General features: G+C 37.8%; 21 protein-coding genes. 2 read left to right on the plus strand and 19 right to left on the minus strand.

Annotation, left to right across the window (positions count from 1 at the left end):
- Positions 1-22: 22 nt before the first annotated feature.
- The 5 genes from ACZ5R4_RS04230 to ACZ5R4_RS04250 form a co-directional block, all read right to left on the minus strand.
- On the minus strand, positions 23-535 hold the full coding sequence (locus ACZ5R4_RS04230; RefSeq protein WP_054787799.1) for an adenine phosphoribosyltransferase: 513 nt from the start codon (positions 533-535) through the stop codon (positions 23-25).
- Positions 525-2,858: a single-stranded-DNA-specific exonuclease RecJ gene (gene recJ, locus ACZ5R4_RS04235; RefSeq protein WP_464368099.1), complete on the minus strand. Its 2,334-nt coding sequence runs from the start codon at positions 2,856-2,858 to the stop codon at positions 525-527. The genes ACZ5R4_RS04230 and recJ overlap by 11 nt, the downstream gene beginning before the upstream one ends.
- A 118-nt stretch (positions 2,859-2,976) precedes the next feature.
- On the minus strand, positions 2,977-3,288 hold the full coding sequence (locus ACZ5R4_RS04240; RefSeq protein WP_054787800.1) for a lipopolysaccharide assembly protein LapA domain-containing protein: 312 nt from the start codon (positions 3,286-3,288) through the stop codon (positions 2,977-2,979).
- Between the two features lie 154 nt (positions 3,289-3,442).
- Positions 3,443-5,701: a protein translocase subunit SecDF gene (gene secDF, locus ACZ5R4_RS04245; RefSeq protein WP_109984075.1), complete on the minus strand. Its 2,259-nt coding sequence runs from the start codon at positions 5,699-5,701 to the stop codon at positions 3,443-3,445.
- Positions 5,702-5,734: 33 nt separating this feature from the next.
- On the minus strand, positions 5,735-6,019 hold the full coding sequence (locus tag ACZ5R4_RS04250) for a post-transcriptional regulator (protein WP_054859183.1): 285 nt from the start codon (positions 6,017-6,019) through the stop codon (positions 5,735-5,737).
- A gap of 144 nt (positions 6,020-6,163) precedes the next feature.
- Between ACZ5R4_RS04250 and spoVB the strand changes: the two genes are divergently transcribed.
- A complete protein-coding gene (gene spoVB / locus ACZ5R4_RS04255; protein ID WP_109984074.1) occupies positions 6,164-7,702 on the plus strand; it encodes a stage V sporulation protein B in 1,539 nt (512 codons plus the stop codon).
- Between the two features lie 16 nt (positions 7,703-7,718).
- Here spoVB and ACZ5R4_RS04260 read toward each other — a convergent pair whose 3' ends face one another.
- Positions 7,719-8,393, minus strand: coding sequence for a DUF421 domain-containing protein (locus ACZ5R4_RS04260; protein ID WP_425454572.1), 675 nt, complete (start codon positions 8,391-8,393; stop codon positions 7,719-7,721).
- 59 nt (positions 8,394-8,452) lie between these two features.
- Positions 8,453-9,754 carry an ArsB/NhaD family transporter gene (locus ACZ5R4_RS04265; RefSeq protein ID WP_109984073.1) on the minus strand — a complete coding sequence of 434 codons (1,302 nt, stop codon included), beginning with the start codon at positions 9,752-9,754 and terminating at the stop codon, positions 8,453-8,455.
- A 130-nt stretch (positions 9,755-9,884) separates the two neighbouring features.
- Here ACZ5R4_RS04265 and ACZ5R4_RS04270 point away from each other — a divergent pair, with 130 nt between their 5' ends.
- A complete protein-coding gene (locus tag ACZ5R4_RS04270; RefSeq protein WP_109984072.1) occupies positions 9,885-10,268 on the plus strand; it encodes a TIGR04086 family membrane protein in 384 nt (127 codons plus the stop codon).
- Positions 10,269-10,353: 85 nt separating this feature from the next.
- On the opposite strand, the gene yajC is transcribed toward ACZ5R4_RS04270, so the two are convergent.
- From yajC to nadB, 12 genes are all read right to left on the minus strand, one after another.
- On the minus strand, positions 10,354-10,614 hold the full coding sequence (gene yajC, locus ACZ5R4_RS04275) for a preprotein translocase subunit YajC (RefSeq protein ID WP_054787802.1): 261 nt from the start codon (positions 10,612-10,614) through the stop codon (positions 10,354-10,356).
- A gap of 23 nt (positions 10,615-10,637) precedes the next feature.
- Positions 10,638-11,777: a tRNA guanosine(34) transglycosylase Tgt gene (tgt, locus tag ACZ5R4_RS04280; RefSeq protein WP_109984071.1), complete on the minus strand. Its 1,140-nt coding sequence runs from the start codon at positions 11,775-11,777 to the stop codon at positions 10,638-10,640.
- Between the two features lie 17 nt (positions 11,778-11,794).
- Positions 11,795-12,823, minus strand: a complete 1,029-nt coding sequence (gene queA, locus ACZ5R4_RS04285; protein WP_109984070.1) for a tRNA preQ1(34) S-adenosylmethionine ribosyltransferase-isomerase QueA — start codon at positions 12,821-12,823, stop codon at positions 11,795-11,797.
- A gap of 30 nt (positions 12,824-12,853) precedes the next feature.
- Positions 12,854-13,054, minus strand: a complete 201-nt coding sequence (locus ACZ5R4_RS04290; RefSeq protein WP_054787803.1) for a DUF2905 domain-containing protein — start codon at positions 13,052-13,054, stop codon at positions 12,854-12,856.
- Positions 13,051-14,052 (minus strand): Holliday junction branch migration DNA helicase RuvB, encoded by a 1,002-nt coding sequence (gene ruvB, locus ACZ5R4_RS04295; protein WP_109984069.1) that lies wholly within the window; start codon positions 14,050-14,052, stop codon positions 13,051-13,053. The genes ACZ5R4_RS04290 and ruvB overlap by 4 nt, the downstream gene beginning before the upstream one ends.
- Before the next feature lie 15 nt (positions 14,053-14,067).
- Complete coding sequence (ruvA, locus tag ACZ5R4_RS04300; protein ID WP_109984068.1) at positions 14,068-14,667, minus strand: Holliday junction branch migration protein RuvA; 600 nt, start codon at positions 14,665-14,667, stop codon at positions 14,068-14,070.
- Between the two features lie 171 nt (positions 14,668-14,838).
- Positions 14,839-15,372 carry a BofC C-terminal domain-containing protein gene (locus ACZ5R4_RS04305; RefSeq protein WP_054787805.1) on the minus strand — a complete coding sequence of 178 codons (534 nt, stop codon included), beginning with the start codon at positions 15,370-15,372 and terminating at the stop codon, positions 14,839-14,841.
- A 147-nt stretch (positions 15,373-15,519) separates the two neighbouring features.
- Positions 15,520-16,269, minus strand: a complete 750-nt coding sequence (locus tag ACZ5R4_RS04310; protein ID WP_054859180.1) for a YebC/PmpR family DNA-binding transcriptional regulator — start codon at positions 16,267-16,269, stop codon at positions 15,520-15,522.
- A gap of 244 nt (positions 16,270-16,513) precedes the next feature.
- The gene (gene safA, locus ACZ5R4_RS04315) at positions 16,514-17,509 is read right to left on the minus strand and encodes a SafA/ExsA family spore coat assembly protein (RefSeq protein WP_464368100.1); all 996 of its coding nucleotides are present in this window, start codon (positions 17,507-17,509) and stop codon (positions 16,514-16,516) included.
- Positions 17,510-17,664: 155 nt separating this feature from the next.
- Positions 17,665-18,762, minus strand: a complete 1,098-nt coding sequence (nadA, locus tag ACZ5R4_RS04320; RefSeq protein ID WP_109984065.1) for a quinolinate synthase NadA — start codon at positions 18,760-18,762, stop codon at positions 17,665-17,667.
- A 2-nt stretch (positions 18,763-18,764) separates the two neighbouring features.
- Positions 18,765-19,601 carry a carboxylating nicotinate-nucleotide diphosphorylase gene (gene nadC, locus ACZ5R4_RS04325; RefSeq protein WP_464368101.1) on the minus strand — a complete coding sequence of 279 codons (837 nt, stop codon included), beginning with the start codon at positions 19,599-19,601 and terminating at the stop codon, positions 18,765-18,767.
- Between the two features lie 8 nt (positions 19,602-19,609).
- Complete coding sequence (gene nadB, locus ACZ5R4_RS04330; RefSeq protein ID WP_464368102.1) at positions 19,610-21,187, minus strand: L-aspartate oxidase; 1,578 nt, start codon at positions 21,185-21,187, stop codon at positions 19,610-19,612.

Here is a 21,187-nt window from a genome sequence, read left to right on the forward strand (position 1 = left end):
ACTCCGAAGAGCACTTTTTTAATTAATATTCCATTAAAGTTAAAACATCATAGCCATCTAATTTGTCACGTCCATCTAAATAAGTTAACTCAATTAAGAATGCACAGCCGACCACTATACCACCGAGTTCCTCTACCAACTTAATCGTCGCTTCAATCGTACCACCAGTTGCGAGTAAATCGTCGGTAATTAGCACTCTTTGACCTGGCTTTATAGCGTCTTTATGAATCGTAAGTATATTCTTTCCATATTCTAAGCCATAATCGACCTTTATTACTTCACGCGGAAGCTTTCCTTCTTTTCTAACTGGTGCAAATCCAACTTCTAATGCATAGGACACCGGGCAACCGACAATGAATCCACGTGCCTCTGGGCCTACTACTAAATCAATTTGTTTCGATTTCGCATATTCTACGATTTCATTAACTGCTGACTTAAAGGCAGGTCCGTTGTCCATAAGTGTTGTAATATCCTTGAATCGAACACCCTCCTTCGGCCAATCCTCGACTACTGTTATATACTTTTTATAATCCATAAACCATTTCCTCCTCTGGCACTGCACCAGTGTTTAATTGTTGATCTATCCAGGCTTTCAGTTGCGGATAGGATGATAAATATAAAGTTTCTTCTACTTTCCTTTGCTCTTGAAGACTTTGATATAAAGAAGATGCCGTTAAATCTTTTTTTTCTGGACTTTGTGTCGGTATAATACGACCACCTTCTCTCGTCACAAAGTTAAGCTCGTGGAAAACTTGGAACATAAATTTTATTTTTTCTAGCTTCCAACCTTTATAGCTTGCCAGCTTAGGAGCATCGACTTTATAATCAAAAAATTGGCGCTGTAAAATTAATTGATACAGCCATTTAAACTCCTCTCTCGTTGGCAAAGTAGTAAAATAGGAGCTTTCTCTAGCCTGAAAACAAGCGTAAATTCTACTAGACTCCACCTTTTGCAAAAGGAAGGTTAATTCTTCTAATGTATTTGGTAAATCAAGTAAGTACAAGGCATTTACGGTTTTTTTCTCTTCTATCACTTGCCTAGCTTCTACCGCATCGATAACATCTTGATATAGATTTTCTTTAAAGTAAACAAAATATTGATCCGAACAAGTAGGGTCAATATGCTTTAACCATGATTGCTGTCCACGGTAGTCAAATAGCTGCCACTCGGATACTGCTAGATCCTTAAGAAATACCTGTGGTTTGCGAATTCCATTCCATTCATTTATTTGAAGTTCAACAACCGCCTCAAGCTTCGACTCCTTAGAAAGTTGATGAAAAAAAGCTCCTAAGCCAAAGCCGATCCCATCCATTACTGTACCAGCTTGCTCCAATTTGACCTTTAAATGATTTTTAGTTGCCCCAATCTGCCTTAGTTCAATTGGGGTTGCTTCGATATGAAAATTCGGCTTAGGATTATTCATTCCAAATGGCGCGAGCTGTTCCAGTTCTTTGATTACCGCAATATCAATATCCTTTAATGGTATTGTCGCATCAATTTTCAGCTGTGGTTTAAAATCTTCTTCTGTTAGGATAGTTTTAGCTTGTTGATCGAGCGCTTTTCTTAATGGCTCGATATTTTTTCTAGGGAGTGTCATCCCTGCAGCCTGAGCGTGTCCACCGAAATGGGTAAATAAATCCTTATGTTTCATCCCATTTTTAAATAAGTCAAAGCCTTCAATACTTCGTGCAGACCCTTTAGCGGTTTCTAATTCTGGATCAATAGCTAACACTATTGCAGGTCGATGATAGGTTTGTACGAGTCTAGAAGCAACGATACCAAGCACGCCTTGATTCCATCCTTCCTTGGCTACGACTAATACATCCATTTCTTCGGTATTACCCGATTGCTCTAATAACTCAATGGCTTCTTCTGCGATATTTGCGACAATCTTTTGGCGCTCTTTATTCAACTCCTGTACATATTGGACTAGCTCCTCTGCTTCTTCTTGATCTGTTGCTAATAGTAGATCCACCGCAATATTTGCATCCTGTAAACGACCCACTGCATTTAGTCTTGGACCAATTCGAAATCCAATATCCTCTTCTGTCACCTGTCCATCAATAGAACATTGCTTTTTTAAAGCTTGTAGCCCAATTCGTTCTGTTGTGGCCATTTCCTTTAATCCATATGATACAAGAACTCGATTTTCTCCTACTAAAGGTACTAAATCAGCGATAGTGCCTATAGCGACTAAATCAAGAAATTTCTTTGGAAAATATCCGAGTAACTGTGTAGCAAATTTAAAAGCAACACCAACTCCTGCCAATTCCTTGAATGGATAGTCTTCTGCACATTTTGGGTGGATAATAGCTAGCGCATCTGGTAATTCTTCCTGTACCTCGTGATGGTCTGTAATAATTACATCCATACCTAATTCATTCGCATAAGCGATTTCCTCTGTTCCTGCAATACCATTATCTACTGTTATAATAAGCTGAAAGCCTTGTCTGTGAATCTCTTGGAATGCCGCTTTATTTGGACCATAGCCTTCTGTAAAACGATTCGGTATATAGTAATCACACATGGCACCTTTTTCTCTTAATGCCTCCACCATTACAGTAGTAGAGGTGACACCATCTGCATCATAATCACCGTAAACTAATATGCTTTCCCCTAGTTCTATCGCTTTCTCTACTCGGTTTACTGCTGACTCAATGGTAGAGAACAAGCTCGGATCATGAAGGTTTTCAAGATTTGGTTGTAAAAAGTCATGGATTTCCTTTTCAGACTTTAGTCCTCGTTGCCATAGTAACTGCTTTACGATAGTGGAATATGGTAGATTTTCTATATCACTATAACGGGCATTTTCGTCGTCTTTATATGTAAAAATCCAATTTGATTGACTTGCTAACATAAATTCACCCCTGACTCACTTATTATACAAAAGTGTATCAAGGGTAGCAAACAGAATTATTCCAACTGTCTTATTTTCATTATTCAGTTATCCATATGCCCAGAAACATGAACTCCTCTTATTGTCTATCCTTTTCTCCAGAATCGAGCGAATTGGTTGCAGTGAATTCAGTAGAGGGATCTAGGTTCTCTCCACTTAGTTCTGATCTCAGTCTTTTGATTTCCTTATTCGCCCTTCTTAATCGAAATAATCCAACTGTAGCTGTTACAACCACTCCCATCAATACGGAAATAAGAATGATTAATATTAATGGCGCCCTACCTGTACCGAATAAATAATTCACTTCAACTGGTTCTACATTGATCACTGCAAAAATAGCGATAATGAGTGCAAATACCACGGTCACGATGATATAGGTTTGGCCTTTCATTTGTAAGCCTCCTCATTGTTGAATTTTCTTATCCTCATTATAAAGGAATAACTTTCCTATGTCGATTTTTGCCATTTGATTTTAGAATTTAAAAATCCCTCCTGTAATAGGCTATCTATTATAGGAGAGATTATTATAAGAGATTTACTCAATGTTAAACTTGTGGCTTGTCGTTATACTTCTTCTCCTTGTATACAATTGGTTTTTCCTTGATCGATTTTCCTCTCCACACTAACCAAAGCTGTGCTGCAATGAATAAAGAGGAATACGTACCTGCAAATAAACCTATTACCAATGCAAACGAGAAATTAGTTATCGAAGACGCACCAAAGATTAATAACATGACTGCAGCAAAAATGACTGTCAGAACAGTATTAATACTTCTCGTCAAGGTTTCCATTAAACTCTTATTCACAATGTGGGCAAGTTCTCCGAATGAACGCACACGCTTTTTCTTTTTTAAGTTTTCTCGAATTCTGTCAAAGGTCACGATCGTATCATTAATGGAGTAACCAACAATCGTTAAAATTGCAGCAATGATGGTGATGTCAAAGTCTAGTCGGGTTATACTAAAGAATGTCAAGATGAAAAAGGCATCATGTAGTAAAGCAAGAATAGCCGTAACCGCAGAGTAAAACTCAAAACGGATGGTAATGTATATAATAATCCCAACCGATGCATACAATACGGCTAAAACAGCATTTTTCGCTAACTCTTTCCCAACAACTGGAGAAACGGTATTAATCGTTGGGGAGCTTCCGTATTTCTCTTCAAAATAGCTACGAATTTCTGCTACTTTATCTTTGGACAACTCCTTATCAAATTTGGCTACAGCGATGTTTTGATTGTCTCCAGAAAGTACGATAGGACCTGCGGGATTAAGGTCTAATGCTTCATAATGGGATTCCATTTCCTCTGTAGTTAAGGATTGATCGGCTAATACTTCGATTCTAGACCCTGACGTGAAATCAATTCCGACATTCAAACGGAAGACAGCTAAGCATATAATTCCTATCACGACCAATGCTAGGGAAACCGTAAAAAATTTCTTGCGATGCTTAACAAAATCAAACTGACGGCCAAACACCTTTGCTTGCACTTCTTCTTTACTGTTAATATCTTGGATTTGATCCTTCTTCACTCCAAACCAGCCGGGACGTTTGTTTAAGAAATTACTATTTACCCAAAAGCTTAGGAACAATCGTGAACCAAACACCGCTGTGACAAAGCTAAGCACAATACTTACTAATAGTAATGTAGCAAACCCTTTTACAGAGCTTGTCCCAAAGATAAACAAAACGGCTGCTGCGATCATCGTAGTTATATTCGCATCAAAAATAGTGGATAAAGAATGCTGATTTCCTGCCTTAAAAGCAGTCTTGATTGTTTTACCTTGCTTAAGTTCCTCTTTAATTCGTTCATACGTAATGATATTCGCATCAACTGCCATCCCAACACCTAAGACAAGTGCTGCAATACCTGGTAATGTTAAAACACCATTCATTAATTGGAATACTAGTAAAACTAAGTAAATGTAGATGCTCAATGTAATCGTCGCAATAATACCAGGGAATCGGTAATAAGCAATCATATAGATGAAGATAAGTGAAACACCTAAGAGACTTGCTAGTATTGTCTTATCTAATGCTTGTTGTCCAAATTGTGCACCCACCGAAGTAGAGTATTCCTCTTCTAAATCTACTGGTAAAGATCCAGCATTCAATACATCGGCAAGACGTTGTGCAGATTCTACCGTAAAGTTACCTGTAATTTGAATATCCGTTGTCCTTAATACTTCACTAAAGCCCGGTGCAGAGATAAATTTTGGATCTGACTTTGTTTTTTCTGTTTGATAGGAATCTCCATCTTCATAGTCCATCCAAATAACCACTCGATTTTCTAAATCAGGGTTGTTATAAATTTCTTGGGTGACATCGCCAAATAGGTCTTTATTTTTAAATTGGACGGTTACGATTGGCTCATTTGTTGTTTGATCGAAATCTTGTTTTGCACTACCTTCTACAATGTCAGAACCATCAAGATATTCCTTATCATTCACGTCGCGGAATGATAATTCTGCTTGTGTTGCAAGAAGTTCACGAGCTTCCTCCTGGTCCTTTACACCTGCTAATTGAACGCGAATCCGATTTGGTTCTTCAATATTAAAGCTAGGTTCACTTACCCCTAGTGCATTGACACGTTCAGAAAGAATCCTAACAGTGGATTCTAGCAATTCTGGTGTAACCTCCTGACTTTTATCGATTGGCTTGACTTCATATAGAACCTCAAATCCTCCTTGTAAATCAAGACCTAGATTGATTTTGCTTGCAACATTAGAAGATGTCGTACCAATTGTTGCACCTAAAATAATGACGATAAGAAAAAATGCAACAATTCTTCCTTTTTTTATCATATGTAAAGCCTCCCTACAAATTCAACACACAACTTATTCTCCAAATAGTGCTTTAATGGATTCCTGTAAATTAGTATCTTTAAATGATTGCATCGTTAAATAACTCATATATGTATTCGCATTTAAATGAAGGACATCTTGAACAGCCTCAAATAATTTCTTTTCAGGATCTCCTTTCCACACTTTTTCCGTTAGGCAATTCCATATATCATCCTTCGTTGTCTTGTGATATTCAAGCATATGAAATTCGTGGACCTTACTTTCTAACACTCCTTGTAAATCCTGTTTCCAAGCTGATACCTGTTTACTCACACACATTAGGAACCCTCCATCCTCTTTCCATCTGACAGATACTTATTCCATTATATACATTTTTAAGAAAATCGTCATGCTTGTCCTCTCCTCATGCATATAAATTATTGTATATGAAAATTTTCCATTTGAGAAGGTAGGTCGAGCAAAGTGACCAAGCAAAATTTTTTAAAAGGAACAATTATATTAATTATAGCAGGAATGATTACCAGATTTCTCGGTTTTATTAATCGAATTGTAATGGCACGTATAATGGGGGAAGAAGGGATTGGGTTATATAATATGGCCTTACCCACACTTTTCCTCATGTACACCATATCTCAGATTGGTTTACCTATTGCTATCTCCAAACGAGTCGCTGAAGCAGACGCCCGCAAGGATTTTAAAAAAATTAAACAAATTCTCGTCATATCACTAAGTATTACCATTACTCTAAGTATTTTTTCTTCTATACTTATGTATATCATTATTCCATATATTGCGGAGAATTTATTAACCGATGCAAGAGTGTATTATCCAATGCTTGCGATTATCCCTATCATTCCAATTAGCGCAGTCTCCGCTGTCATTCGTGGTTATTTTCAAGGTAGACAAAATATGAAGCCACAAAGTTATGCTCAAGTATTAGAACAAATTGTGAGGATCATTTTTATTATGATTCTTGTTCAATTCCTTGCACCTTATGGATTAGAATTTGCCGCTGCTGGTGCTATGCTTGCCGTAATTATAGGGGAGATTGTTTCATTGTTCCTAATGCTTCATATGTTCAAGCTTAAAAAACGAATTAAACTAAGACAGAATCTCTGGCAATATATTAAGTCGGGTAGAGAAACACTTAACGGACTACTATCCATTGCATTGCCAAGTACGGCAAGTCGAATGGTCGGATCGATTGGAAACTTTTTAGAGCCGATTCTCGTATCGCAAAGCTTAGCCATTGCAGGGTTCCAAACAGCTGTAGCGACAAGTCTTTATGGGGCACTTACCGGTTATGCGATCCCATTACTATACTTACCAACTTTTATTACCCACTCGTTAGCCGTTGCCCTTGTTCCGAATATTAGTGAAGCAGATGCCCATAATCACAAAAAATTAATACATTACCGCATCCATCAAGCGGTTAGATTATCCTTTGCATCAGGGGCGATTGCTACCGTCATTTTAACTTTATTTGCTGATGCGATCCTAACCTATATGTATGGTACCAATAATGCCAGCCTTTTTCTAAAAATTATGGCTCCATGCTTTTTATTTATGTATATTCAATTTCCTTTAAACGCCACATTACAAGCGTTAGATCTAGCAAAGCAAGCAATGTGGAACAATATTATTGCTATGATGGTTAAATTTATTGTTTTAATCGTCCTAACTTCCAATCCAATGTTTGGTATCTATGGTGCAGCTATTGCGATGTGTGTTGGAGTGGTAATTGGAACCATTCTTCACTTATTTGCCCTGTTCCGAACCATTCGTTTTCGTATTCCGCTAGTAATGCTATTTAAAATGATTGTTTTGGTTGGTTTAACCTCATGGCTAGGCTGGTTACTTTCCCATTTGTTTTCATTCCAATTACACCAGATGGTTACATTCTTTGTCATTGCGGTCATCTTATTATGCTTTTATATTCTACTTTTATTTAACCTCAAGTTTATCAGTCTGGAGGAAATACGACAATTGCGAAAAAAATAGCACTTCATAGTGAGTGCTATTTTTCATTTTTTTTATCTATATACCATTCTTTATTCGTATCGATGGAACAAAACGAAATCATATCTAGATCATGATAGTCCCGTTTTTTTAATTGATCTTCTAGCCAGGATGAATCCTTCCCAATTTGTTTCAGTGCATCCTTCTGTATCTTTCCATCCACAATTAACGGAAGTACAAGTCCATTTATTTTTTCACTAAACAATGTATCTGTCTGCTTTTTTTCAATGATCGAAAGTTTACCAGATGGCTCAAGAATAGCATAAGAGACCTTATTAATGCTCTCAATCCCATTCTCACGTAACTGTTGCAGTAAATCATCGAAATTAAAGCGATTTTTCTTCATTTCATATTCATCAATTTTTCCTTGTGAAATTATTATAGCAGGCCTGCCTTCAAACCAAGCACGAAATAGTGGACTTTTCAGTGAGATCCATGCGGTTAAACGCTGAATACCTAATAGGATAGCCATTGGAATTAAACCATAACCAAAAAATAAGCTGAGATCATCGATTGTAAGTACAGCAATTTCTGCAATCATAATGTAGACAACAATATCTAATAAACTTAGCTCCCCTATTTCTCTTTTTCCCATTAAACGGAAAATAATAACTACTACTAGATAATAAAATAAAGTTCGACCAATAAGCATCATGATCTCTTCTATGGACACTATGTCACATCCTCATCTTCATGATGTAACTTAGGGTATCCATTAAAAACGTCTTTATTCTATAATGGCTGTTGAAATGGTAGTAAATAACGAAAATAGACATAGATGGTTGTGATAATTAAACATAAAATCACTATCGGAATCCCATAGAGCATAAATTTCACGAAGGCTATTTTATTGTTACTTGCTTCTGCAAGTCCAGCTACGACTACATTTGCGGAAGCACCGATAAGGGTTGCGTTACCTCCAAGGCATGCACCTAATGCTAATGACCACCATAACGGGTCTAGGTTAGCCATTCCATAGGATTCAAATTCTTGAATGACTGGGATCATCGCAGCAACAAATGGAATATTATCGACAATTCCAGAGAATAATCCGGATGTCCATAGTAAAAGAAGAGATGTTTTGGCCATATCCCCTTCTGTCATCCACATGATAGAGCGTGCGAGCTCATCAATTACTCCAACTTCCTCTAATCCTCCAACGAGCATAAAAAGACCAATGAAGAAAAATAGGGTTACCCACTCGACCTGTTCAAATACCTTTTCTGTCTCCAATTGTTTTTCACTAAGCAATAACAGCATAATCGCACCAGTAAGGGCAATAATCGTCAAATCGACTTGTAGGACTGGATGGAGCATAAAGCCAATAATAGTTAATAACAGGATTAACAATGATTGATAGAGCAACGGACCTTTGATCAAATAATCAGATTCGTTCATAGTCATTAATTGCTTGGGATTTGTTAGTTCTTCTTTTTGTAATGATTTTCTAAAAAGTAGACATAAAATCATTAAAACAATCACAAATAAGAGAATCGCAATAGGTCCTGTGTGCTGTAAAAAAGAAACAAAATTCAATTGTGGTACCGCTTGGCCAATCATAATATTTGGCGGATCACCGATTAACGTAGCAGTTCCCCCAATATTAGCAGTAATAATAATCGTGAGAAGATATGGAAAGGACGGAAGCTTCAATAGATCTGTTAATGTTAGAATAACAGGAACAAACAATAAAACGGTTGTAACATTATCTAAAAAAGCGGAGCCTACTGCTGTTAAGATGGCAATTCCAATTAATAATGGGATTGGCTTTCCTTTAACAAGCTTTGCTAGCCATATCGCTACAAAAGAAAATACTCCCGTTTTTTTTGTGATCGATACAAGTACCATCATCGCAAATAATAATGCAACTGTGTTCCAGTCAATATATCGCGTAATGGCATCCTCCCAATGATAGACATCTGTTAAAAGTAATAAAAGTCCCCCCGCTAGTGCGACGACCGCTCGGTTTATTTTTTCTGACATAATAAAAATATAGCTAACAATAAAAATAACAATTGCAAAAGTTACTCCCAACCAATGACACCTCCAACTATTACTTACAAACCTATATTAATCATTTATATTCGTACAAGCCTAAACTATTCTAAATTCAACTGGACATGCATAAATAATGATTAAATGGAATTACGAGGAGGGAAGATAAATGAAAACTTTTGTAAGTGTTTTGTTTGGTTGGATAGGTATCTTTATTGTTCTATTTGTCGCAAGCCTCATACTAGCATTATTACTTCGCTTTACTTCATTTGGCGAATCAACGATGGAGCTAGTTACACTGCTGATTAGTTTTTTAGCCTTGTTTACCGGGGGATTTATTGCAGGGCTAAAAGCGAAGAATAAAGGAATTCTCGTTGGTGCAATTACAAGTCTTTTATTTACACTATTTGTTTTTTGCTATCGGTATTTAGGACTAGATTCTGTGTTTACTATTGTGGAAATGGTTCATCATACGACCTATTTATTATTAGCCATCATAGGAGCAATTGTTGGAGTAAATCTCTCGGGGGAAGACGAGCAAACAAATTCATAGGAAGATACACCTGAAAGTGACTTTAGTTCTACGTTTTTTCACAAGCTAAAAACAAGCACTCCCAAAAAGAGAGTGCTTGTCTTATTTAGCTTGATACGACATCACGAATTGCTGAACGATCATATGTAAGTTTCGTACCTTCATTCGTAATTATGATCACTGTATCTTCATCTAATGCATGTACTGTCCCATGGAAACCACCAATTGTGACAATTTTGTCTCCCTTTTTCAAATCAGACTGCATTTGGCGTACCTGTTTCTGTTTCTTTTGTTGTGGACGAATCAAAAGAAAATAGAAAATCACAATCATTAGTATCAATGGTGCAAATGTCAATAATCCTTCCATTGTCTAATATTCCCCCTTTCCACTTAAAAGTTTTTTGCGTTCGGTTTATTAAAACCATATTGTTCAAAGAATTCTTCTCTGAAATCTCCAAGTCGGTCTTGCTTGATCGCTTCACGGACTTGTTCCATTAATTTTAACAGAAAATATAGATTATGATAAGTAGTAAGTCTGAAACCGAAAGTTTCATTTGCCTTCACAAGATGTCGAATGTATGCACGTGTGTAATTTTGACAGGTATGACAATCACAATTCGGATCGATCGGATTGAAATCACGTGCATACTTAGCATTTCTTACAACTAATCGACCTTCTGATGTCATACATGTACCATTACGTGCAATTCTAGTAGGCAGGACACAATCAAACATATCGATCCCACGTATTGCTCCATCTATTAACGAATCAGGAGAACCAACTCCCATCAAATAGCGCGGTTTGCTAGATGGTAGCAATGGTGTTGTAAATTCTAGCACCCTATTCATCACATCTTTCGGTTCTCCCACAGATAAACCACCGATGGCATAGCCAGGAAAATCAAGGGAGGTTAAATCACGCGCACTTAATCGTCTTAAATCTTCATATTCTCCACCTTGTACTATACCGAATAAACCTTGTACATCTTTTCTCTCATGAGCCTCTAAGCAACGTTCTGCCCACCTACTAGTTCTTTCGACCGATTTTTTCATATAATCATGCTCTGCAGGATATGGTGGACATTCATCAAATGCCATCATAATATCTGAACCGAGTGCATTTTGAATTTGCATCGCTTTCTCTGGAGAAAGGAAGAGCTTCTCTCCATTTAGATGATTACGAAAATGTACTCCTTCCTCCTCGATTTTACGCAAATCACTTAAACTAAACACTTGAAAGCCACCAGAATCTGTTAGTATTGCACCATTCCAATTCATAAAGGAATGGAGACCGCCAGCTTCCTTAACAATGTCATGACCAGGTCTCAGCCATAAATGATAAGTGTTTGATAAAATTATATTTGCTCCCATCTCTTTTAATTCCTCTGGGCTCATCGTTTTTACGGTTGCTAATGTCCCAACTGGCATAAATGCAGGAGTATCAAAAGATCCGTGTGGAGTATGAACTCTACCTAGCCTTGCACCAGTTTGTTTACATGTTTTAATATGTTCATATGTAATTGCACTCATGTATATAATCCCTTCATTTAAATAATTAACATTGCGTCCCCAAAGCTAAAGAATCGGTACTTTTCTTTTACTGCTTGGTTGTAAGCTTCCAATATAAATTCGCGATCAGCTAAGGCACTTACTAGCATGATTAAAGTAGATTTTGGCAAATGGAAATTTGTAATTAATCCATCTATTGCTTGAAATTGATATGGTGGATAGATAAAGATATCTGTCCAGCCATTTCGCTCCTCAAAATTTCCACCCGTATCTCTTGCGATCGTTTCAAGTGTTCTCGTTGAAGTAGTACCTACTGATATAATACGACCACCGCGTTTTTTTACTTTATTAAGCTGCTCTGCTGTTTCACTTGTCATTTGATAGAATTCTGCATGCATTTCATGTGTCGTAACATCCTCCACACTTACAGGTCGAAAAGTTCCTAAGCCAACATGCAATGTAATAAAGGCAATCTCCACACCTTTTTGCTTTATTTCTTCCAATAATTCATCAGTAAAGTGTAAGCCTGCTGTTGGAGCCGCGGCAGACCCTTGCTCCCTAGCAAAGACCGTCTGATAGCGATCTTTCTCCTCCAGCTGTTCTTTAATATAAGGTGGAAGCGGCATTTCCCCTAACTCATCTAATACTTCATAAAAAATTCCTTGATAACGAAACCGAAGAATGCGGCCACCATGCTCTTTAGTATCAACACAAATCGCTCGAAGCTTTCCATCACCAAAACTAATTTCTGTACCTATTTGGATTTTGCGAGCGGGTTTGACTAATACCTCCCAGTCATCCTGTTCCATTTGGGTAAGGAGTAATACTTCCACTTTTGCTCCAGTATCTTTTTTTGTACCAAATAACCGTGCTGGTAACACCTTTGTATCATTCAGTACAAGGCAATCGCCCTTTTCCAAAAAATCTAATACATCATAAAAGTGATGGTGGGAAATGGTGCGCATTTCTCTGTTTAATACCATTAATCGTGAGCTTGAACGGTCTTTTAATGGTGTTTGTGCAATCAACTTTTCTGGTAATTCAAAATCAAAATCATCAATCTTCATTTCGTGACTCCTCTTAGTAAATCTAACCTTTTATTTAAATCGTCCTATTAAGTAAAATATCAGACTTAGGATAATGCTGACAACGATAGATGTCATAATTGGAAAATGAAAGGAAATATTCCCCTTTTTAAAACTAATATCACCTGGTAATTTCCCGACAAATCCCCACAATAACCCTACTATAATGAGAATAACTCCTATTACAATAAAGATTTTGCCAATATCCGTCAAGTATGAGGCACCTCCATATTAAAGTGAAGGTAGGCCTTCGGTGTTACCAAACGCCCCCTAGGTGTACGCTGTAAAAACCCTTGCTGTAGCAAGAATGGTTCATAAACATCTTCAATAGTTTGCGATTCTTCCCCAATTGTTGCTGCAATCGTGTCTAGTCCTACTGGTCCTCCTTGGAAGCTCTCAATCATAGCAAGTAATAGCTTATGATCGATTTGGTCTAATCCGGCATCATCAACTTGTAGCATTTTCAGTGCCCGCTGTGTTGTCTCTTTTGAAATCGAAGTTTCTCCAGTAACCTGAGAAATATCGCGAACTCTCTTTAATAGTCTATTTGCAATTCTAGGAGTTCCTCGAGATCGACGCGCAACCTCTAATGCCGCTTGTTTATCAATTTTGACCTCAAAAATATCAGCTGTTCTTTCCACAATTGCGCATAAATCCACCATTTCGTAAAACTCTAGGCGGCTTAGGACACCAAATCGGTCTCTTAGTGGGGCAGTGAGCAGCCCTGCTCTGGTAGTAGCACCAATTAAAGTAAATGGTGGAAGATCTAATTGAACAGAACGTGCGCTTGGACCTGTTCCAATGACGATATCCAAACAAAAATCCTCCATAGCTGGATATAAGATTTCTTCCACTGCGCGAGGCAATCGATGAATTTCATCAATGAATAATACATCGCCTACTTCGAGGGATGACAAGATTGCCGCCAAATCGCCGGAACGTTCTATTGCAGGACCTGATGTTGATTTAAATTGAACACCCATCTCATTTGCGATAATTTGTGCCATCGTTGTTTTCCCGAGCCCAGGTGGTCCATATAGTAAAACATGGTCTAAAGGTTCGTTACGCATTTTCGCTGCTTCAATGAAAATCGCTAAATTTTCTTTTGCTTTATGTTGACCAATATATTGTTTTAATAGCTTTGGCCGGAGACTAAGCTCTTCCAATGCCTCTTGCTCCTGTATTTCTCCGGAGATGATTCTATCGTCCATTTGCTATCTCCCTTTCTACTGCTTCATCATTAAGGCAAGTCCCTTGCGGATGTAGCCATCTGGTTCAGTCTGTTTTTCTTCCTTTAATCGTGGTTTAATCTGATTAATTTCTTTATCTGAATAGCCTAGTGCCTTCAATGCTTCGATTGCTTCATTTAACGCAGGATCCATATCTTTTTGTGTCGTTGTTGATTCCTGTTTCTCTACATGATATTCAAAAGGTAATTTACCCTTTAAGTCTAAAATCATTTGTCTTGCCGTTTTCTTCCCTACACCGGGGAAACTCGTAAGGAATTTCTCATTTTCCTGCTCAATAGCCATTACGAAATCCATAACAGAAGTAGAGGCTAGAACAGCCAGCGCCCCTTTTGGCCCAATACCTGAAACATTTAATATCTTTGCGAATAATTGCTTTTCCTCTGGCTCTTGAAAGCCATACAAAGTTTGGGCATCTTCCCTGACGTGGTGATAAGTATAAATCTTTTCCTTCTGCCCGAGCATTGCTTGAAACTGCAATGGGTTAGGACATATTACTTCATATCCGATACCATTTGTTTCTATTAGTACTGCTTGTTCAGTTATTTCGTCGATAATTCCCCTAATATATGCAATCATTTTGTCTGCCACCTTATCTTTTGTCAATCATATGTTCGTATATATCATAGCTCATTGCCTAGTTACAAGCAAGAAATCTTCTCTATATCTATCATACATGATTGATGAATTTAGTACAAAAGGACTCATAAGGCTCTGGAAAGTCAAAATAGTTGAACGATCTAGGATCGCTCAACTATTTACAGGTTCAGATATTTGATAGGTACGGAAGGTTTCAATCACTTGTTGATAATCTTCTTTTGTTTTGATCTTGATACCGTCCTCTAAATCCTCAAGCAAGTGACTTTCTAGCTCATTTGTATCAATATGATAAAAGGATTGAATGACTTCTTCATGAACAGGAATGCCCTCGAAAATCGTCAACACCCCATCATCAATTCCGAAATAACCATATGTCTTTAAATAGGGAGAAATATCATCTACATCTTGCTTAAAATGTATATATCCCTGTTTTTGTTCTACCAATGTCCATTGCTGGTACTGTGACCAAAAATCCTCCATCGATGAAATCTTGGTTGTTGTTTCTTCGACTTCCGTTTTTCCATCTATATATTTTTTCTCTAATTTAAGCTCTATTGTATGTGGCTCTTTCGCTACTACTGGGGATGTTTCCATTTCTTCCATTGGATCGTTCCTTTCAAAGATAAAATAACACCCTATCATAACTAATACTAGAACATTCAATGATAACCATAGTTTACTCATTTTCCATCCTCCATTCAAACTAGGTTACTATTAGAATGTCCAACTATTAGTAATTTTAACCACATACTCGAGAAAAAGCTTCATTCATTCGGCGATGCACTTTCCATATTTTTCTCCATAATAAAAAACCAGGTAAGTACCTGATTTTTAGAGTTGTGCCATTATATCCTCATCAGCATCTAAGTTATGATAGACTTCCTGAACATCCTCCATATCTTCCAACATATTCACAAGCTTCACCATTTTCTCAGCTGCTGCTTCGTCAACCTCGGATAAAGTTTCTGGAATCATCGTAACTTCAGCTGTTTCGAGAGTGAATCCACTCTCCTCTAAGGAATTTTTTACAGATCCAAATTCTTCTGGATCTGTGTATATTTCAAATGCGCCATCACTTGCTTCCATTTCTTCCGCTCCAGCTTCTATTGCTTCAAGCATTATTGTATCTTCATCAGCATCTGTTGTGCTTTGCTCTATTACAATATAGCCCTTTCGATTAAACATAAATGCGACACAGCCATTCTCGCCTAGATTACCACCATTTCGACTAAAGGCATGTCGTAGCTCTGAGGCTGTACGATTACGATTATCTGTTAGTACCTCTACCATGACAGCAGTACCTCCAGGACCATAACCTTCATAGATTAGCTCTTCATAATTTGCACCATCTAATGCACCTGTTGCTTTTTTAATCGCACGATCAATATTATCATTCGGCATATTATCCGCCTTCGCCTTATCTACAGCAAGTCTTAAAGATGGGTTCATGTCTGGATCTCCACCACCCTGTTTTGCAGCAAGGTAGATATCCTTTGCATGCTTCATAAAGATCTTTCCGCGCTTCGCATCTTGTGCATTTTTTCTGCGCTGTATATTCTTCCATTTAGAATGTCCTGCCATGTCTTTCACCCCTTGTAATCTATCAGCAGTCAAATAAACTTTCCTTTTTTACTTTATCATACGAATCAAGATATGAAAACACTCGCTGCCTAAGATAATACATTATTATGATAAGAACAGGTCAAACAAATTCACTAATGCTTTAGATAAAGGGTGACATCCATCAAAGTTTTTCATAAAGTATGCGTATTATAGTTGGAAGGAATAGTAAAAAGGTGATTCCTTTAGAATCACCTTTGAAAAATTATCCCTCTCGGTTCCCACAGCCACAATCCTTCTTATGATATCCGTAAGGCTGAGCTTGCGGATAATGAGGTGTATTTTGACCGTATTGTGGCATCATTGGTTGGGGCATACCATATTGTGGGGACATTTGCTGATTATTTGGCATGCCATACATCGGCATCATTTGCTGTTCTGACATAACCTGGTCTTGTTGTGGCATTTGTCCTTGTTGCATATTAGGTTGTTGCATTGGTTGCCAGTGAGGCATTTGTTGTTCCCATTGTCCCCATTGACCTTGATTCATACCATTGTTTGGTTGCCATGTTTGCTGATTGGAGGCAGGCATTTGTGTCTGTTGTCCCATAACTTGCCCGCCAAAATGATCAGGAAACGGATGATTTTGCATTGGGCCCATGTTACCAAAACCGTAAGGAATTCCATCTTGAGAAACACATGGGGCATGACAAGGATGATGTGGCATTGGCATGTGATGATGATGTGGTGGCATCATCGGTTGCTGCATTTCTGGTTTGGGCATTTCCTGTGCTCCTGCCAATTGATCTTTGACAGGTAGAAATTGATTAATATTTGTTTCCATCACATCTTTATTAAATTGTGTCCATTTCAAGTCCACATCAGGACCTGGTGTTGGTTGTACTGGCATTAATGGCTGTTGTTTCTCCTTCGGTGCAGGTTGTTGCTTATTAAAATGAATTGGCAATGAAGGCATCTCCTTTTTTAATGGCTCCCATTTCTGTTCCTCATCCTCTTTAATCTCCGGTAAAATTTGATTTTGTGGCTGAGGAGCTGGTTTTACTTCTTGCTTATCCTTTTTTGACGGGGCAGTTTGCTGCTTTTTATCCCCAGTTGTAGGGACTTTTATTTTCATTCCAGGCATGATCATATCAGGATTCGATATTTGCTGGTTAGCTGCTATCAATTCTTCAAAATCCACCCCGTATTTTTGCGCAATCTTCCAAAGAGTTTCATTTTCTTGCACAACGTGAATTTTCAATGCTAATACTCCTTTCCCATTATTAAGTATAAATAGGCGTTTATCTCGAGCTTTCGGTCTTCTTTAACAACATATGCAATTAGCCTAAAATGTTGAATGAAATGAAAAAGATATCTTGCAAAAAATACAAGATATCTACTATATTCATAATCATTTTATGAAAGGATAAGCATACGATTAAGAGCTTTCTTTGCTTCTTTTGCAATTTGCTTATCTACTTTAATTTGATTTTGAGAATTCTCTTTTTCTATCTGCTCTAATGACCATAACAAATGTGGTAAGTCAATTCGATTCATCGTAAGACATGGACACATATATGGGTTTAAGGAAATAATTTTTTTATCAGGATGTTGTTGAATAATTCGATTGACGAGGTTCATCTCTGTTCCAATTGCCCATTCCGTTCCAGCCTCTGCCATCTCGATTGTTTCAATTATATATTTTGTCGAACCTGCTAGATCAGATAATTGAACGACCTCATGCTTACATTCTGGATGTACAATTATGTTCATATTGGGGTGATTCTTTCGAACATTTTCAATATTTTTTATGGTAAAGTTCTCATGGACGGAGCAATGTCCTTTCCAGAGAATAACTCGAATTCTACCTACTTCTCCTCTGAATTCAAGCTTTCGATTAATGGGGTCCCATACTGCCATTTCATCAAGTGGGATACCCAGATCATAAGCCGTATTCCTACCTAAATGCTGATCTGGTAAAAACAATAACCTTTCCTTTTGCGTTAATGCCCATCTCACCATTTTTCTCGCATTTGATGAAGTAACAGTAGCACCATCATGCTTTCCCACAAAAGCTTTGATTGCAGCAGTAGAGTTGACATATGTTAAAGGTAAAATCGTATCACCAAAAATTCCCTGCAATGTCTCCCACGCTTCCTTTGTTTGGACATCATCTGCCATATCTGCCATCGAGCAGCCAGCTCGCATATCTGGTAACAGTACCTGTTGATTCTCCTCTGTTAGGATGTCTGCTGTCTCTGCCATAAAATGAACTCCACAAAACACGATATTCGTTGCAGCTTGTTTGGCTGAAATTTGAGCTAGTTGCAAAGAATCACCAGTCGCATCAGCAAACTGAATCACTTCATCCTTTTGATAGTGATGCCCTGGAATAAATAAATCGTTTCCAAGTCTTTTTTTTATTTGTTTAATTCTTTCTTCCATTTCCTCTGATGATAATTGTTTATATTCTTCTGGTAATTGGTTCTCCGTAAACAGTGTTGCTATACTCAAGCTTATTCCTCCTCCATTTGGAAACTAATATCTAATGCCTTTGCAGATTGCGTTATAAATCCTAACGAAATATAATCAACGCCTGTATCGTAATAGGAACGTATATTATCAATCGTTATATTTCCAGAGGCTTCGGTAAGGATAGACTTTGGTATTTTACCAATAAGCGTTTTAATCAAAGCTGGTTCCATATTATCGAGCATAATAATATCGGGCTTAGCTAAAATTGCCTCTTCAAGCTGGCGTTCTGTTTCCACTTCTACTTCAATTTTCATCATATGTCCAAGCTTCTCTCTAACTTGTTTAATTGCTTTTTTAATCGAACCAGCTGCAACAATATGATTATCCTTGATCATCACGCCATCATAAAGACCAAAGCGATGATTCACCCCACCACCACAGGTAACGGCATATTTTTCCAGCATTCTTAATCCTGGTGTAGTTTTTCGAGTATCACATACTTGAATAGCTGGATTATTCAATTCATGTACAACTTTATTCGTAATAGTCGCAATGCCACACATTCGTTGAATAAGATTAAGGATGACTCTCTCCCCAGACAATAAAGCAATCGGATTACCTGTGATGGTCGCAATGGTGTCCCCACGATCTAACGGCTCGCCATCTTCCTTCCAACATTCAACCTTAATTTCAGAATCTAGAAGATGATAGGCCTCCAATAATATATCGGATCCTGCGAAAATGCCTCCTTCCTTTGCTATAAAAGCCCCTCGTTTTATTTGACCATTGTCAAATAAAAACGCTGTTGATGGATCGCCACTACCGATATCCTCCTCCAGAAAATCCTCTAATTTCTTCCTTAAACTCCATTTATTCATTAGCATAATCACCTTTCAATAGCTTGATTTGACACATTTATATTTGCTTTTTGTTGAAATGTACGGATAATTCTACGATTTCCCCATTGCCCATCATTTTTACTAGGATAGTCTGATCGATAATGTGCTCCTCTGCTTTCCTTTCGTTCGATGGCTGATGATGCGATCAACCAAGCAACCGTCGTCATATGAAGCTGTTCTATTTGTTTTTTAGAATAAAATTTATCTGTGATAGAAGAGATATGGTGAACTTGGTAAGAACGGAGCCATTCTAATATTTTCTTGAGCCCTTTTTCTTCACGCTCTATCCCTACATATTTCATCATTTTAGCCTGTATCTCTGCGATTGTCGGTAAATCAATACATTCTCTTGTACTCGGATTATAGGAACGGGATGCTTGAATGATTGACGTGGTTTCTTCTTTCTTTATTAACCAATCTGCTAGCCGATTGGCAAACACTATACACTCTAATAGTGAGTTACTCGCAAGTCTGTTTGCCCCATGCACACGAGTAGATGCAGTCTCTCCAACGGCATACAGCCCAGGGACAGTGGTTTCCCCCTTTAAGTTTGTTTGAATACCTCCCATTAAAAAGTGCGCACCTGGTATGACAGGAATATAACCACTTTTCCAGTTTATGTTCATCTCTTCACATAATGAGCTAATTTGTGGAAAGCGTTCACTAAAATGTTCAATCATATCAATTTTTAAATAAACCTGATTTCCTAGTCCCTCTTCTGTAACCATTGCTCTTGTAACGACATCTCTAGGCGCAAGATCTAAATCTTTGTGATATTTCGCCATGAAAGGAATATCGTTTTGGTCAACTAGAATCGCCCCTTCCCCACGTACTGCTTCTGAGATTAGAAAGTGATGACCCTTCGAATTTTGCTTTAACATAGTTGGATGAAATTGAATGAACTCGATATCTTCAATCCTAGCCCCCGCCTTATAAGCAATAGCTATACCATCTCCTGTAACTGTCCGATCATTGGAGGTTGTTTCAAACAATGCACCACAACCACCTGTTGCTAAAATGAGATGGTCGCAATAATAGGAGTGGTAGTGATCACGATTGTCTATCGTGTTTATTCCCTTACATCTCCCCTCCCACATGATACATTCGACAGCCATTTCATTTTCAATGATCATGATATTTTTTCTCAGCTTTTCCTGTAGATAGCTTACTAAGTATTTTCCTGACTGGTCACCACCCACATGAAGTATTCGGCGTTTTTGATGAGCTCCTTCTCTTCCTAAAAGTATTTTTCCATATTGGTCTTTGTCAAATGGGAAACCTGCATGAATCCACTCCTTTATCCGTTCTGTCCCCTCTTTTGTTAGTACCTCAACTGCTGAGGGATCATTATACTGAACACCTGCCTTCATTGTATCTTGACGATGAATTTCTGCTGAATCATTGGTATCGATTGCCGCCGCAACTCCACCTTGTGCTTTAAGTGAATTATTCTGTTGGATTGACTCTTTTGTAATAATGACAACCTCTTTTTCTTTATAAAGTCTGTCTGCTAGTACAAATGCCGCTAACCCTGCTCCAACTATTATCACTCTTTGTTTTGTCAT

This window comes from Gracilibacillus sp. JCM 18860, from assembly GCF_055395245.1.